The 13,595-nt window shown below is 71.2% G+C and carries 6 protein-coding genes; 1 reads left to right on the top strand and 5 read right to left on the bottom strand.

Annotated elements, in window-relative coordinates; genetic code table 11:
- From ACWC5C_RS41705 to ACWC5C_RS41685, 5 genes are all read right to left on the bottom strand, one after another.
- A partial coding sequence (locus ACWC5C_RS41705; protein WP_450884528.1) for an amino acid adenylation domain-containing protein occupies nt 1-4,739 on the bottom strand: 4,739 nt, incomplete at its 3' end.
- 133 nt (nt 4,740-4,872) lie between these two features.
- Nucleotides 4,873-5,157, bottom strand: coding sequence for an acyl carrier protein (locus ACWC5C_RS41700; RefSeq protein ID WP_450884526.1), 285 nt, complete (start codon nt 5,155-5,157; stop codon nt 4,873-4,875).
- A 2-nt stretch (nt 5,158-5,159) separates the two neighbouring features.
- Entirely contained in the window at nt 5,160-6,917 is a 1,758-nt protein-coding gene (locus tag ACWC5C_RS41695) for an acyl-CoA dehydrogenase (protein ID WP_450884524.1), read from the bottom strand.
- Complete coding sequence (locus ACWC5C_RS41690; RefSeq protein WP_450884522.1) at nt 6,914-8,656, bottom strand: acyl-CoA dehydrogenase family protein; 1,743 nt, start codon at nt 8,654-8,656, stop codon at nt 6,914-6,916. Before ACWC5C_RS41690 ends, ACWC5C_RS41695 begins: the two co-directional genes overlap by 4 nt.
- A gap of 1 nt (nt 8,657) precedes the next feature.
- A complete protein-coding gene (locus ACWC5C_RS41685) occupies nt 8,658-10,433 on the bottom strand; it encodes a fatty acyl-AMP ligase (RefSeq protein WP_450884520.1) in 1,776 nt (591 codons plus the stop codon).
- Between the two features lie 223 nt (nt 10,434-10,656).
- Here ACWC5C_RS41685 and ACWC5C_RS41680 point away from each other — a divergent pair.
- Nucleotides 10,657-13,595 (top strand): non-ribosomal peptide synthetase (locus tag ACWC5C_RS41680; protein WP_450884518.1); only part of this gene is annotated, 2,939 nt, incomplete at its 3' end.

Here is a 13,595-nt window from a genome sequence, read left to right as displayed (position 1 = left end):
ACGAACCGCTCCGGCCCCACCCCCCGACCGGCCAGCACCCGCGCCAGCCGATCCACCCACGCACCCAACTCCCCATACGAAACCCGCACATCACCGAAAACCAGCGCCACAGCATCCGGGCAAGCAGCTACCTGGGCCTCGAACAACGCCACCACATCAGCGGCACAGGCCTCACCCGCCCCCACACCAGAACCCCACTCACCAAGAACCCGGCCCCGCTCCTCGTCATCAAGGACAGCGACCCGGGCAACGGGCACCGACACATCGGCGAGAAGCTGTTCCACCACGTGCCGGAACCGCTCGGGGACCAGTTCGGCATACGCGGTGTCGACAAGGTCGGGCCGGTAGTCGAGGCGGAAGGACATGCTGTCGCCCGGGATGGCCGCCAGGCCGAGGGCGTAGTGGGTGCCACCTCGGATCTCGGCTCCGTCGACCGTCAGGCCGCCGTCGTCGGCCAGGGCGTTGATCGTGGCGCGGTCCAGGGGGAAGTTCTCGAAGACGACCAGGGTGTCGAACAACTCACCCATACCGACGGCATTCTGAATGTCGGCCAGCCCGAGGTGCTGGTGTTCCACCAGTTCGGCCTGCTCGTCCTGCAGGCGGCGCAGGAAGTGCGCCACCGGCTCGGCCGGGCGCAGACCGGCACGCAGCGGGAGCGTGTTGACGAAGAGGCCCACCATCGTCTCGGCGCCCTGAAGTTCGGCCGGGCGGCCCGCCGTGGTGACGCCGAAGACCACGTCGTCGCGGCCCGTGAGGCGGCCGAGCAGCATGGCCCAGGCTGCCTGGATGACGGTGTTGGGTGTGACGCCGACGGCGCGCGCCGTGCGCACGAGCGTGTCCGTGGTCTCCTCGGACAGGGAGAACTCGACGCGCTGCTGCGCGGTCGGCGTCGCGCCGGGGTGGGCGGTGGCCAGCCGGGTCGGCTCGTCCACTCCGGCCAGTGCGGCGTTCCAGGCCTTGACCGCCTCGGCGCGGTCCCGGCCTGCGAGCCAGCCCAGGTAGTCGCGGTACGGGCGCGCCTGCGGGAGTCCGGCGGCGGGGTGCGCTGCCGGGGCGGCGGCGTACAGGGCGAGTACGTCCCGTAGGACCAGGGGCAACGACCAGCCGTCCAGAATGATGTGATGGTGCGTCAAGGCCAGGCGCCACCGGTCGCCGTCGAGCCGGATCAGGGTGAACCTGACGAGGGGCGGGCGGGACAGGTCGAAGCGGGTCCACCGCTCCCCGTCGAGGAGAGCCGCGCAGGCGGCCGCGCGGTCCGGCTCGTCCAGGTGAGTGAGGTCCACCTCGCGCCACGGCAGCTCCGCTTCGGCGGCGAGGATCGCGAGGGCCCGGCCGGAGCCGCTCTCGTGGAAGCCCGCGCGCAGGCTCGCGTGCCGGGCGAGGACCGCGTCGGCGGCCGCGCGCAGGGCCGGTCCGTCGAGGGTGCCCTTGAACTCCAGGACCAGCTGGGCGTTGTAGAAGTCCGGACCCGACGTGTCGAACTGGTGGTGAAAGAACAGGCCTTCCTGCAGCGGCGACAGCGGCAGGACGTCCGCCGCGCCGGGCACCGAGGCCCGGGCCTGCGCCAGCTCTGCCTGGGTGAGGTCGAGTGCGTCGGGGAAGGCGGGGCTTTCGGCGGGCTGCCCGGCGGGCTGCTCGGCGACGGTCAGGACACCGGCCAATCCGGCCACGGTCTTGTGCCGGAAGACATCGCGCGCCGTGAACAGCAGGCCCGCTCGGCGGGCGCGGGCGACGAGGCGGGTGGCCATGATGCTGTCGCCGCCCTGCTCGAAGAAGTTGTCGTCGATGCTCAGCCTGGCGGCGCCGAGGATCTCCGTGGCCAGCGCGCACAGGCTGTCCTCCTGCGGAGTGCGGGGGCCGCGCCCCCGCACGTCGCCGGTCCCGTACTCGGGGGCGGGCAGTGCCTTGCGGTCGAGCTTGCCGTTCGGCGTGAGCGGCAGGGCGGGCAGCGTCACGAAGGCGGCGGGGACCATGTAGTCGGGCAGCGAGGCCGCCAGGTGCGCGCGGAGGGCGTCCGCGCCGGGCGGCCCATCGACAGAAGTGGCGTCAGCAGTGTTCGAGGTGGTGTTCGAGGTGGCGTCCGGGGTGTCCAACGGCACCAGGTAGGCCACCAGGCGGCGATCGCCCGGCCGGTCCTCGCGCACGATCACCGCGCTCCGCCCGACCGCCGGATGCCGCTGCAGCACCGACTCGATCTCCCCCAGCTCGATGCGGAAGCCGCGCAGCTTTACCTGGTCGTCGGCGCGCCGCTGGTATTCGAGCTGCCCGTCGGCGGTCCACCGTACGAGGTCTCCGGTGCGGTACATCCGGGTGCCGGGCGGACCGTAGGGGTCGGCGGTGAACCGCTCGCCGGTGAGGTCGGCGCGGCCGTGGTAGCCGCGGGCCAGGCCGCTCCCGGCGATGTACAGGTCACCGGAGACGCCCGCAGGCACCGGGCGCAGTGCGTGGTCCAGGACGTACACGCGGGTGTTGAGGACGGGGCGGCCGATCGACACGGCGGCGTCGGCGGTGACGCTGGCCGCGGTGGACCAGACGGTCGTCTCGGTCGGACCGTACAGGTTCGTCACCGACACCGAGGCCCCGGCGAGCGTGCGGGCCAGTCCGGTGGGCAGCGCCTCGCCGCCCACCAGGACGCGTACGCCCGCGAGGGCGGCGGGGTCCTCGGCGGCCAGGGCGTGCCAGAGGCTGGGGGTGGCCTGCATGACGGTGACACCGGCGTGCGCGATCAGCGCGCCGAGGGCCTGGGGGTCGCGTACGACCTCGCGGTCCGCGATGACGACGACGGCGCCGGACAGCAGGGGGAGGTACAGCTCGAGGGCGGCGATGTCGAAACCGACCGTCGTCACGGCGAGCATCCGGTCGTGCTCCGCGAGGGAGAGCCGGTCGTCCATCGCCGCGAGGAAGTTGTCGAGTGCGGCGCGGGGCACCACGACGCCCTTGGGACGCCCGGTGGACCCGGAGGTGTAGATCGCGTACGCCGGGTGCTCGCCCCGCACCCGCGCGGTCCGCTCGCCCTGCCGGAGGTCGGCGGTGGACAGCGCGTCGGTGCGCACCTGATCGAGCAGGATCCGCTCCACACCGGAGCCGGGCATCCGGTCGGCGAGCGCGCCGCAGGTCAGCAGGAGGGTGGGCCGCGCGTCGCCGAGGATGTACGCGATGCGGTCGGCGGGGTATTCGGGGTCCACCGGAAGGTAGGCGGCGCCGGTCTTGAGGACCGCGAGGAGCGCCACGACCAGGTCGGCGGAGCGGGGCAGCGCGACGGCCACGTACTGTTCGGGGCCGATTCCCCGGCCGACCAGGAGGCGGGCCAACTCGTTCGCGCGGGCGTTGAGTTCGCCGTACGTGTACTGGGTGTCCCGGTGGACCAGGGCGAGGGCGCCCGGGGTGCGCCGGGCCCGCGCCTCGAAAAGCTCCGGCAGCAAGGCGCCGGGCAGCGGGCGCGCGGTGTCGTTCCACGTCTCCAGGACGCGCTCACGCTCGGTGTCGCCGAGCAGGTCGACGCGGTCCACGGGGACGGTGGGGTCGGCGGCGAGCGCGGTGAGGAAGGCGACGAACCGGTCCTGGTGGGCGGCGAGTTCGGCTTCGGAGTACAGCGCCGGGTTGCCGTCGAAGTCGAGGCGGATGCCCTGGTCTCCCAGGGGATCGCCGAAGGACAGCACGGACAGGTCCTTGACCGGGCCGGTCCACAGCGGGTTCATGACGGTGTCGAGGCCGCCGAAGGAGATCTCCTGGCCGAAGGCCATGGCGTTGACCATCACCGAGGACATTCCGCCGGTGCCGCCGGACAGGTTCAGCTCGCGGTGCAGGTCCTCGCTGCGGTACCGCTGGTGCCGCAGCGCGCCGTTGACCTGGGCGGTCGCCTGACTCACCAGGTCGGTGAGGCTCATGCCCGGGTCCACGGTGAACCGCAGCGGCACTTCGTTGGCGAGCATCGCGGGGGTGGCGATGGTGAGGGTGTCGGTGCGGGCGGTCATCGGAAGGCCGACCACCACGTCGCCGGACGAGGTCAGGCGGTGGGTGTACGCGGCGACCGCGGCGAGCAGCACGACCGACCAGCGGCCCGACGCGCGCAGACCGGCCAGCTGTGCGGCGGACAGCCGCACACTGCGGCGCAGGGGCTTCGGCGACGGTTCGGCGGTGCGGCCGGTGAGCGTGGCGGGTTCGGGGGTCTCACCGAAGAGGTCCAGCCAGTACGTACGGTCCTTGTCGTGCTGCGGTGAGGTGCGGTACTCGGTGTCCTTGCCGAGGAGTTCCGCCAGCGGCCGGATCCGGGTGGGCGCGGGTTCCTGGCCGGCGGCGAGCGCGGTGTAGGTCTGGGCGAGCCGGCGGAGGTAGATGCTCTGCCCGTAGCCGTCGAGAACGATGTGATGGTGCCGGAAGTAGAGCAGGCAGCGGTTCTGGCCCAGCTCGAACAGGGCGTGGGTGTACAGCCGCCCGGACCGCGGGTCCGTCGGGACGGACAGGTCGTGGTCCATCCACGCGCGGGCGGCCGCGTCCGGGTCGGCCTCGGTGCTCATGTCCACGAGGTGCACGGGCACCTCACCGGCGGGCTCGACGGTCTGGCGCGGCTCGTCGCCGTCGTCCTCGAACCGCGCCCGCAGCGCGTCGGTCTCGGCGACCGTGCGGCGTACGGCCTCGGCCAGCAGGGCGTGGTCGATCCGTCCCGCGATGTCGAAGTAGGTGGCGCAGTTGTACAGCGGGCTGTCCGGAGCCAACTGCTGTGCGACCCAGATCCCCATCTGCGCAGCGGAGACAGCCTGACGAACCGACCCATGCTCTGACACTGAATACCTACTCACGTTTCTCTGCGGACGAGCTTGTGCGCTGTTGGGGACCGGGGCTCGGCCGGCCGGTGGCCGCTGCCGCGCGGGGTCAATCCACGTGTGCCAGTTCGCTGTGGACGACCTCGACCAGCGCGTCGAGGGTGGGCGCGTCCCACATGACGGTGGGCTCGAGCGTCAGGCCCAGGTGGTCCTCGATCTGGGTGACCACGGTGAGGGCGTAGATGGAGTCGAGGCCGTAGTTGGCGAGCGGGACGTCGGGCTCGATCTCCTCGGCGGTCAGCTGCACGTGCTCGGCTATGCGCTCCTTGAGCCAACTGGTCAGCTCCGTACGGGAGCGGTCCTGGTCGGGCTTCTCGACAAGGGGGCTGGACATGGTCAGTTCTCCTTGGGAAGGCGGTCGGCGAGCTGTCGTCTCACCAGGCCGAAACTGGTCGCGGACTCGTAGCGCTCCAGCAGCTCGGCGAAGAGCGGCTGTTCGAGGTGGTCGGGCAGGCTGGCGGGCGGGACGCCCGGCCGCAGGGGGATCCGGTTCAGGGCCGCCGCCGCCCAGGCGGGATCGGCGAGGAACGGATCCGGGTGGTGCTGGTTGTTGCGCCACAGCTCGACGCAGCTGGCGGCCACCAGGACGTTGACGTACCGGTGCGTGAGGTCGTACGCGGCGGAGCTGGCCGCGACGGACAGCTCGCTGGCGGGCAGCTCGGCGCACTCCTCGGCGAGCCGGGCCAGCTCGGCGGTCAGCTGTCGGCCGACGCGGCGGATCTCACGCCGCTCGGCGTCCTGGCCGCCGATCGCGTCGAGAGCCGGGGCCAGCGAGGAGCTGAGCCGTTCGCGCCCGCCGGCGCTGACGGTCAGCTGGTCGAAGGGGACGCCGGGCAGCTCGGCGTCGAGCTGGAACAGCTCGGCCGGGGCGGCCGGGCCGCCGCCGCGCCACGAGCGCCGGGCGAGCAGGGGGAGCTGCGGCAGCAGGGAGACCTGGCAGGCGGCGCGTGCGGCGTGTCCGAAGCCGGCGGGCTGGACGTCGCGCAGCAGCTTCTGGAAGATCGCGTTGTCGCCCTCGCGCATGTAGAAGTGCGCGCCGAGCAGCATCGAGAGCCGGTGCATCGCGTCCATCAGGACCTTGGACACGAAGAACTTGACGGCCTGCGCGTAGATCCCCGTCTCGGCCGGCACCAGATGGATCGCGCGGGCGGCGACCGTGGAGAACGCCTCGCACAGCAGCAGGTCGGCATGGGCCGCGGCGAGGACGGACCGCACCTGGGGGATGTCCAGGGCCGTACGTCCGTACAGCTTGCGGGACGCGAGGTGGCGCACGGTGGTGCGCAGCCCGGTGTCCAGCATGCCGGTGAACATCGCCACCAGGGTGGTGCGGGTGACCTGGAAGGACTTCAGGGCGGTCTCAAGGCCGAGGCCCTGACGGCCCACGATGCTGTCGGCGGGCAGCGGGCAGTTGTCGAACTCGATGCCGCCGAGCTGCACTCCGCGCATGCCGACGCTGGGAAAGCGCGGCAGATAGCGCATACGGCCGTCGGGGATCGCGGACTTGTCCACCAGGATCTGGGAGTGGCTGCGCGGGCCGGGCCGGGCGTCGGTGCGGGCGAACATGACGACGGCGTCCGAGCGCTGGAGGTTGGTGATGACCTCCTTGCGGCCGTTGAGGAGAAACCCGTCGGGGCCCGGCATGGCCTCGAACTCGGTGCCCGCCATGTCGTTGCCGTGCGCCAGCTCGTGGTAGGCGACGGAGACCTTGCGGTTGCCGAGGAGCATCCCGGCGACCTGGCGGCAGTGTTCCTCGCTGCCCGCGGTCCACATGTTGACCGAGGCGATGAAGGAGCTGACGCCGTAGCCGAGGCCCAGGCACGGGTCGCGGCGGTAGACGGACCGCATGATCTCGATGAGTTCGTCCAGCCGGGTCAGCCGCCCGCCGTACTGGGGCGGCACGAACTCGGCGTTGAGCCCGTACGCGTCGAGCGCCCGCTCTCCCTCGGCGAACATCTCCGCCCGCTCGTCCGCGGCGAGGATCTGCGCGAAGCCCAGCGGGTTGTCCGGGTCGCGGGGGTCGCCGAAGAGGCGCTCCAGCTCATCGGCGCGGTGCGGGGCCACGGCGCCCGGGGCGGCGGGTAACTGGGTCTTCATGAGGTACTCCCGGCCGTCGTGCCATCGGGGACGGAGCAGAGGGTGGGGACGACCGCGCCGAAGGCGTGCTCGGCCAGCCGGTCGTACGCCTCGGCGCCCGCCTCCGCCAGTGGGATGTCGAGCCGGGTGAGGACGGTGCGCAGGGTGGCCTGCAGCCAGAGCGCGTTGCGCCAGATCGACGGGGGCTGCTCGTCCTCGGCCGACCGCGGGTTGTTCAGCCACAGGTGCAGGCAGGCCGCGGCGGCGAAGCACAGTTCGTACCGCTCGGCGAGCACGAACGCGGTGGGCGGCACGTCCTGCGGGGTTCGCCGCAGCGCCGCGAACTCGGTGTGCAGGGCGTCCGCGACCCCCTTGACCTGCTCGGCGAGCGCGGCGACCTGGCGGGGCAGCAGCCCTCGGTCCGCCTGCTCGGCAATGCGCGCTACGGCGTCGGGCAGGCTCTGCACCAGGCTGCCGCCGCCCATCGCGAGGAGACTGAGTCCACCGGCCGTGAACTCCTCCAGCGGGGCGGCCAGGGAGGTGGCGGCGGTGACGCCCGCCTCGTCCCGGCGGCCACGGCGGTAGCCCGCTCCGAGCACCGGGAACTGGTCGATCAGAGCGTTCCGGTTGACGGCCGTGTTGCCGTCGAAGATGGCGACGACACGATGGTCGCGTTCCAGTTTGGCGAAGAGGCCGTCCGCGTACTCCTCGGTGAGGAAGCTCCTGACCCCGAGCAGTTCGGAGACCCGGTCGAGCACGGTCTGGGCCAGGTCGGGTATCAGCGCCTTGGCGACGGCGGAGACGACGCTCATCTCGCCGGTGAGCGCCTGGGCGCTGCGGGCCGCCACCAGGCCGGTCGCCTCCGCGAGGAGCTGTGTGGCGTACACCTCGCCGATGATGCGGCGGACTCTCGGCAGGTCGCCCAGGGTGCGCCCGTACAGCCTGCGGTTCCTGGCGTAGTCCACGCCGAGCCGCAGCGCGGTGTCGCCCGCGCCGAGCGACAGGGCGGTGCTGGCGGTGCGGGTGAGCTGCAGCGCCTTCAGGACGGTCTCGATGCCCGCGCCCACCTCGCCCACCAGCGCGGAGCCGGGTATCGCCGTGTCGTGGAAGGCGATGCCGCTGATGTCCGCGCCCCGGATGCCGTGGGTGGGGACCTTGGGCAGAGTGCTGTACGCGTCGGCCGCCAGGTCGCGCTTGTCGACCAGGAACAGGCTGAACCCACGGGGCCCGCCCGCCGGTTCGGTCCGGGCGAGCACACAGATGAATCCGCCCCGGGTGGCATTGTTGATCAGCCACTTCTCACCGTTCAGCCGCCATCCCCCGGCGTCAGGGGTGGCGCTCAGCTCCCCGGCGAGGAGGTCGCTGCCGTGCGCGCGTTCGGTGAGCCCCCAGGACACGACGGCGCCTTCGCCGATCAGGCCGCCCAGCTCGGCGGCCTGGTCGGCGCGGCCCGCCACCCACACCGACGCGGCGCCCAGGAACGTCTTGGCGTGCGCCACCGCGACGGTGAGGTCGCGGCGGGCCACCGTGCGCAGCAGCTGCAGCAGGTCGGTGAAGTCGCGCAGCTGTCCGCCGAACGCGGTCGGCACATAGTGGTCGTTCAGTCCGAAGCCGTCGAGGACCTGGCACGCGGCGGCCGGGAACTCCTCGCGCTGGTCGAGCCCGGCCAGATCGGCGGGCCGGAATCGGCCGTGTTCCTCTCCCGGCCGCCCGAGGAGCGCGTCCAGCGCGGTGGCAGGTGTCGAATCGTCGCGTCGCATCTCACACCTGCCGGGGGGCGAGTGTGCTGCTCAGGTCCTGGTCGGCTATCAGGTGAAGCGTGTTCAGCTCCCCGGCCCGGAACGCCTCGCGCATCGCGGCCCGCTGGATCTTGCCGCTGGTGGTGCGCTTGATGCCGCCCCGGCGCACCAGGGCCACCGCGGACACCCGGGCGCCGAACTCGCGGGCCACCGTCTGCCGCATGTCCATGGCCAGCTTGCGCAGGACGTCGTCCGCGGGGCGGCCCCGGACCTCGTGGGTCACGACAAGCAGCTCCTCCGCACGGCCGTCCTCGCGGTCGGCGCCCACGCTGAACACGGCGCCGAACAGGCCCTGCAGATCGTCGTGCTGGGCGCGCAGCTCGTGCTCGATGTCCTGGGGGTAGAGATTGCGCCCCCGGATGATCAGCACCTCCTTGATGCGTCCCGTCACATGGATCTCGCCCTCGTGCAGGACGCCCAGGTCGCCGGAGCGCAGATAGCCGCCCTGCCCGTCCACGGTCTCGGCGTGGAACGTGGCGCGCGTGGCCTCCGGGTTCTCCCAGTAGCCCTGGGCGACGCTCGTCCCCCGCAGCCAGATCTCGCCGACCCGGCCCGGCGGCAGGACCTCGCGGGTCGCCGGGTCGACGATCCGCACCGTGTAGTCGTGCGGGGTGCCGCAGGCGACCACGGACCGGCCGGGCCGCGCCGCATCGACGGGTTCGAACACGTGTCGCTCCAGCCCCTCGGCGTCGACGTGCCGCACGATCGGCTCGCGCTCACCGCCGCCCGAGATGAACACGGTCGCCTCGGCCATGCCGTAGCACGGCGTCAGAGCACTGGACCGGAACCCGGCCGCGGCGAACCGCCCCGCGAACGCGCTGAGGGTGGGCCCCTGCACGGGCTCGGAGCCATTCGGCGCGAACTTCCAGCGGGACAGGTCGATTCCGTCGAGCTGCTCGTCGGTGATCTGCCGAGTGCACATTTCGTACGCGAAGTCGGGCGCGGCCGACCAGTGGAGGTCGTACTCGTCCACCATCCGCAGCCACCACTGGGGCCGCTTGAGAAAAGTGGTCGGGGCCATCAGGGTGCAGGAGCCACCGAGGAGCAGCGGGGGCAGCAGGTTCGCCATCAGACCCATGTCGTGGTAATGCGGGATCCAGGAGCCGAACCGGGTGTTCTCATCCAGGCCGAAGGCCCGCCGCAGGCTGTCCACGTTGTGCAGCAGATTGCCGTGGGTGATCATGACCCCCTTCGGCTCGCCCGTGGAGCCGGAGGTGTACTGGAGCAGCGCGAGGGTGTCCTGTCCCAGCTCCGGCGGCAGCCACTCGCCCGGCGCGGTCTGCTCCGCGTCGTCCGTCCGGAGACAGTTGGCCCGCACCGAATCCTGGTCGGCCGCCCATGCCTGTACGTCGTCGTGGGCCTCGCCGTTGGTGAGGACCAGCGAGACCCCGGCGTTCCTGGCGATGGAGGTGACGCGCTCGCGCTGATGCCGGTACCGGCCGGGCAGCGGCGCCGGAACCGCGATCACTCCGGCGTACAGGCAGCCCAGAAACGCGACGGCGAAGTCGATTCCCTCGGGGTACAGCAGAAGGGCGCGGTCACCGACCGTCAGCCGCCGCTGCAGCTCCACGGCAATTCGCTGCGCGGCGGCATCGAGTTCCGCATAGGAAAGGGTTTCGTCGACTCTTTCTGCGGACAGGTCACGAACGAAAGTCACGGCTTGATCCGCCGGCCGGGACAACGCATTTGCCCGTACGGCCTCGGTGACACTCGGAAGACCCACGAAACCAATGGACATTGATACTCCCAGTATGCGGCGCGCGACGGACTCGATCCGGCTGCGGAACATAGCCCGGGGCTTCACGGACAGTCAACAGACATTGCCTATATGGGGAGCGTTATTCAGCCTGACCTTAATCCTGTGACAGGAGGGGCCGGGGCGTGTTGAATGCTACTTCCCAGCGACTGCTGGAAGTTCTTTAAGGCGCAGCTTTAGGTCGGGTTAGATGAGAGGTTCAGGAGTGAAGCAGACGGGGCTCGAAGCCATTCTTCCGCTCACTCCGCTCCAGGAAGGCCTGCTGTTTCACTGCCTTTACGACTTGGCCGCCCAGGACGTTTATGTATCGCAGCACGTCCTCGATGTCGAAGGCGACCTGAATACCGCCGCACTGCGCTGCGCCGCTGACGCCCTCATGGCCCGGCACACCACCCTGCGGGTGGGGTTCCGGCACCAGGGGCTGGCCAACCCCGTGCAGATCGTGCCCCGTTCCGTGCCGACCCCCTGGCAGGCGATCGACCTCAGCGGCGCCCCTGACGAGGCCTCCCGGACGGCGCGCGCAGAGGAGCTGCTGCGCGAGGACCGCGAAACGCGGTTCGACCTCACCGCCCCGCCGCTCGTGCGGTTCACCCTGATCCGGCTCGGTCGGCGGCGGTTCCGGTTCTCGATGACCTTCCACCATCTGCTGGTGGACGGCTGGTCGTTGTCCGTCGTCCTGCACGAACTGTTCGCGCTGTACGCCAACGGCGGCGACACCGGTGCGCTGCCGCCCGTCACCCCGTACTCCCGGTTCCTCGGCTGGCTGGCCGCCCAGAACCGGGAAGACGCCCGCACGGCCTGGGCCGATGCCCTGACCGGCCTCGACGAGCCGTCCCTGGTGGCGCCCCGGGGGACTGGCGGCACACCCGCGGCCGTCCCCCGCCGGATCACCTTCGCCCTGACCGAGGAGTCGACCAGGACGCTCACCGCACGGGCCCGGGCTCACGGGCTGACGCTCAACACCCTGGTGCAGGGCGCGTGGTCCGTCCTGCTGTCCAAGCTGACCGGCCGGGACGACGTCGTGTTCGGCACCACCGTGTCCGGTCGGCCACCGGAGATCCCCGGCGTCGAGAGCATGGTCGGGCTGTTCATCAACACCGTGCCCGTACGGATGACGCTCACCCCGGCCGAGCCCACCGCCCGGATGCTCGAACGCCTCCAGCGCGACCAGACCGTCCTGCTCCCGCACCAGCATCTGGGACTCACCGACATCCAGCGGGCGGCGGGCGTCGCGGAACTCTTCGACACGATCGTGGTCTTCGAGAACTACCCCTATGACGCGGGCAGGCTGACCGCACCCACGGCCGACCCGGCCGACGCCACCTCTGACAATTCGGCGGTACGCGTCGTCGGCCAGCGGACCAGCGACCAGGCCCACTACCCGCTCACCCTGATCGCGCTGCCCGGGGAGAGCCTGCGCTTCCGGCTCGACTACCGGCCTGACCTGTTCGACCGGTCGTCGGTGGTGGTGTGGGGTGAGCGGTTCGTGCGGGTGCTTGAGGGGCTGCTCGCGGAGCCGGGGCGTGGGGTCGGGTTGGTTCCGGTGCTCTCACCGGAGGAGCGGCGGGAGGTTGTTCAGGCCTGGGCCGCGACGGATAGCGAGCCGTCTGCTGGTGGCGGGTCGTTGGTGGACCGGTTTGAGGCCCGGGTCGCCGCTTGTGGCGGTACGGGTGTCGCGGTGTCGTGTGAGGGGGTGTCGCTGTCGTACGGGGAGCTGAACGCGGCGGCGAACCGTCTCGCACGGGTACTGGCGGGCCGGGGGGTGGGTCCGGAGTCGCTGGTGGCGGTTGCTCTGCCGAGATCGGTGGAGATGGTGATAGCACTGCTGGGCGTGCTGAAGGCAGGGGCGGCGTATGTGCCGGTGGACCCGTCGTATCCGGCGGACCGGATCGCCTACCTCCTGGAGGACGCGGACCCGGCACTGGCGATCTCCAGTGTCGAGACCGCCTCCCAGCTGAGGGGTGCGGACTGGCTGCTGCTCAATGATCCGGGCACGGTGGCTGAGCTGGCTGCGGTTTCGGGCACGGACCTCACAGATGCCGACCGGGTAGGCGCATTGCTGCCTGAGCATCCGGCGTATGTCATCTACACCTCTGGTTCGACGGGTCGGCCCAAGGGGGTGGTGGTGGCGCATGCGCAGGTGGTGCGGCTGTTCACGGCCACGGACCACTGGTTCGGATTCGGACCGGATGAAGTGTGGACACTGTTCCACTCGTACGCGTTCGACTTCTCGGTGTGGGAGTTGTGGGGGCCGCTGCTGCACGGTGGCCGTCTGGTCGTGGTCCCGCATACCGTCAGCCGCAGTCCGGAGCAGTTCCTGGAACTGCTGGTCCGGGAGCGGGTCACGGTCCTGAGTCAGACGCCGTCGGCGTTTTACCAGCTGATCCAGGCCGACACCGAGAATCCCCAGCTCGGGGATGAGCTAGTGCTTCGGTGTGTGGTGTTCGGCGGTGAGGCGCTGGATCTGGGCCGACTGGCACCCTGGTACGCCCGCCACGGGGGTCGTGGCCCACGTCTGGTGAACATGTACGGCATCACCGAGACCACCGTCCACGTCACCCACCGGACCCTCGACCAGGAAACCGCGTCCGGCCAGCCAAAGTCACTGATCGGCGGTCCGATCCCGGACCTGCGCCTGTACATCCTGGACTCGGCCCTGCAGCCCGCCGCCCCCGGAGTCACCGGAGAGATGTACGTAGCCGGTGCGGGTCTGGCCCGCGGCTACCTCAACCGGCCCGCGCTGACCAGCGAACGCTTCGTCGCCGATCCCTGCGGCGGTATCCCGGGTGCGCGTATGTACCGCACGGGCGACCTGGCCCGGTGGACGGCGGACGGGGAATGGGAATACCTGGGCCGGGCCGATGACCAGGTCAAGATCCGGGGCTTCCGGATCGAGCTGGGCGAGATCCAGACCGCCCTGACCACCCACCCCGCCCTCGCCCAGGCCGCCGTCATCGTGCGCGAGGACCGGCCCGGTGACCGGCGCCTGGCCGCCTACACCGTCACCGCCCCCGGCCACACCACCCCCAACCCCACAGCACTACGGGCGCACCTGTCGGCCACCCTGCCCGACCACATGCTCCCCGCCACCTACACCACCCTCCCCGCCCTCCCCCTCACCCCCAACGGCAAACTCGACCACCG

Source organism: Streptomyces sp. NPDC001700 (assembly GCF_053596435.1).
The sequence above is the reverse complement of the archived record's forward strand: the minus strand, read 5'-3'. Positions and strand labels throughout refer to the sequence as shown.

Coding starts and splice junctions, on each gene's coding strand:
- ACWC5C_RS41700 (WP_450884526.1), bottom strand. CDS start 5,157: ATGTCCAGCCCCCTTGTCGAGAAGCCCGACCAGGACCGCTCCCGTACG.
- ACWC5C_RS41695 (WP_450884524.1), bottom strand. CDS start 6,917: ATGAAGACCCAGTTACCCGCCGCCCCGGGCGCCGTGGCCCCGCACCGC.
- ACWC5C_RS41690 (WP_450884522.1), bottom strand. CDS start 8,656: ATGCGACGCGACGATTCGACACCTGCCACCGCGCTGGACGCGCTCCTC.
- ACWC5C_RS41685 (WP_450884520.1), bottom strand. CDS start 10,433: ATGTCCATTGGTTTCGTGGGTCTTCCGAGTGTCACCGAGGCCGTACGG.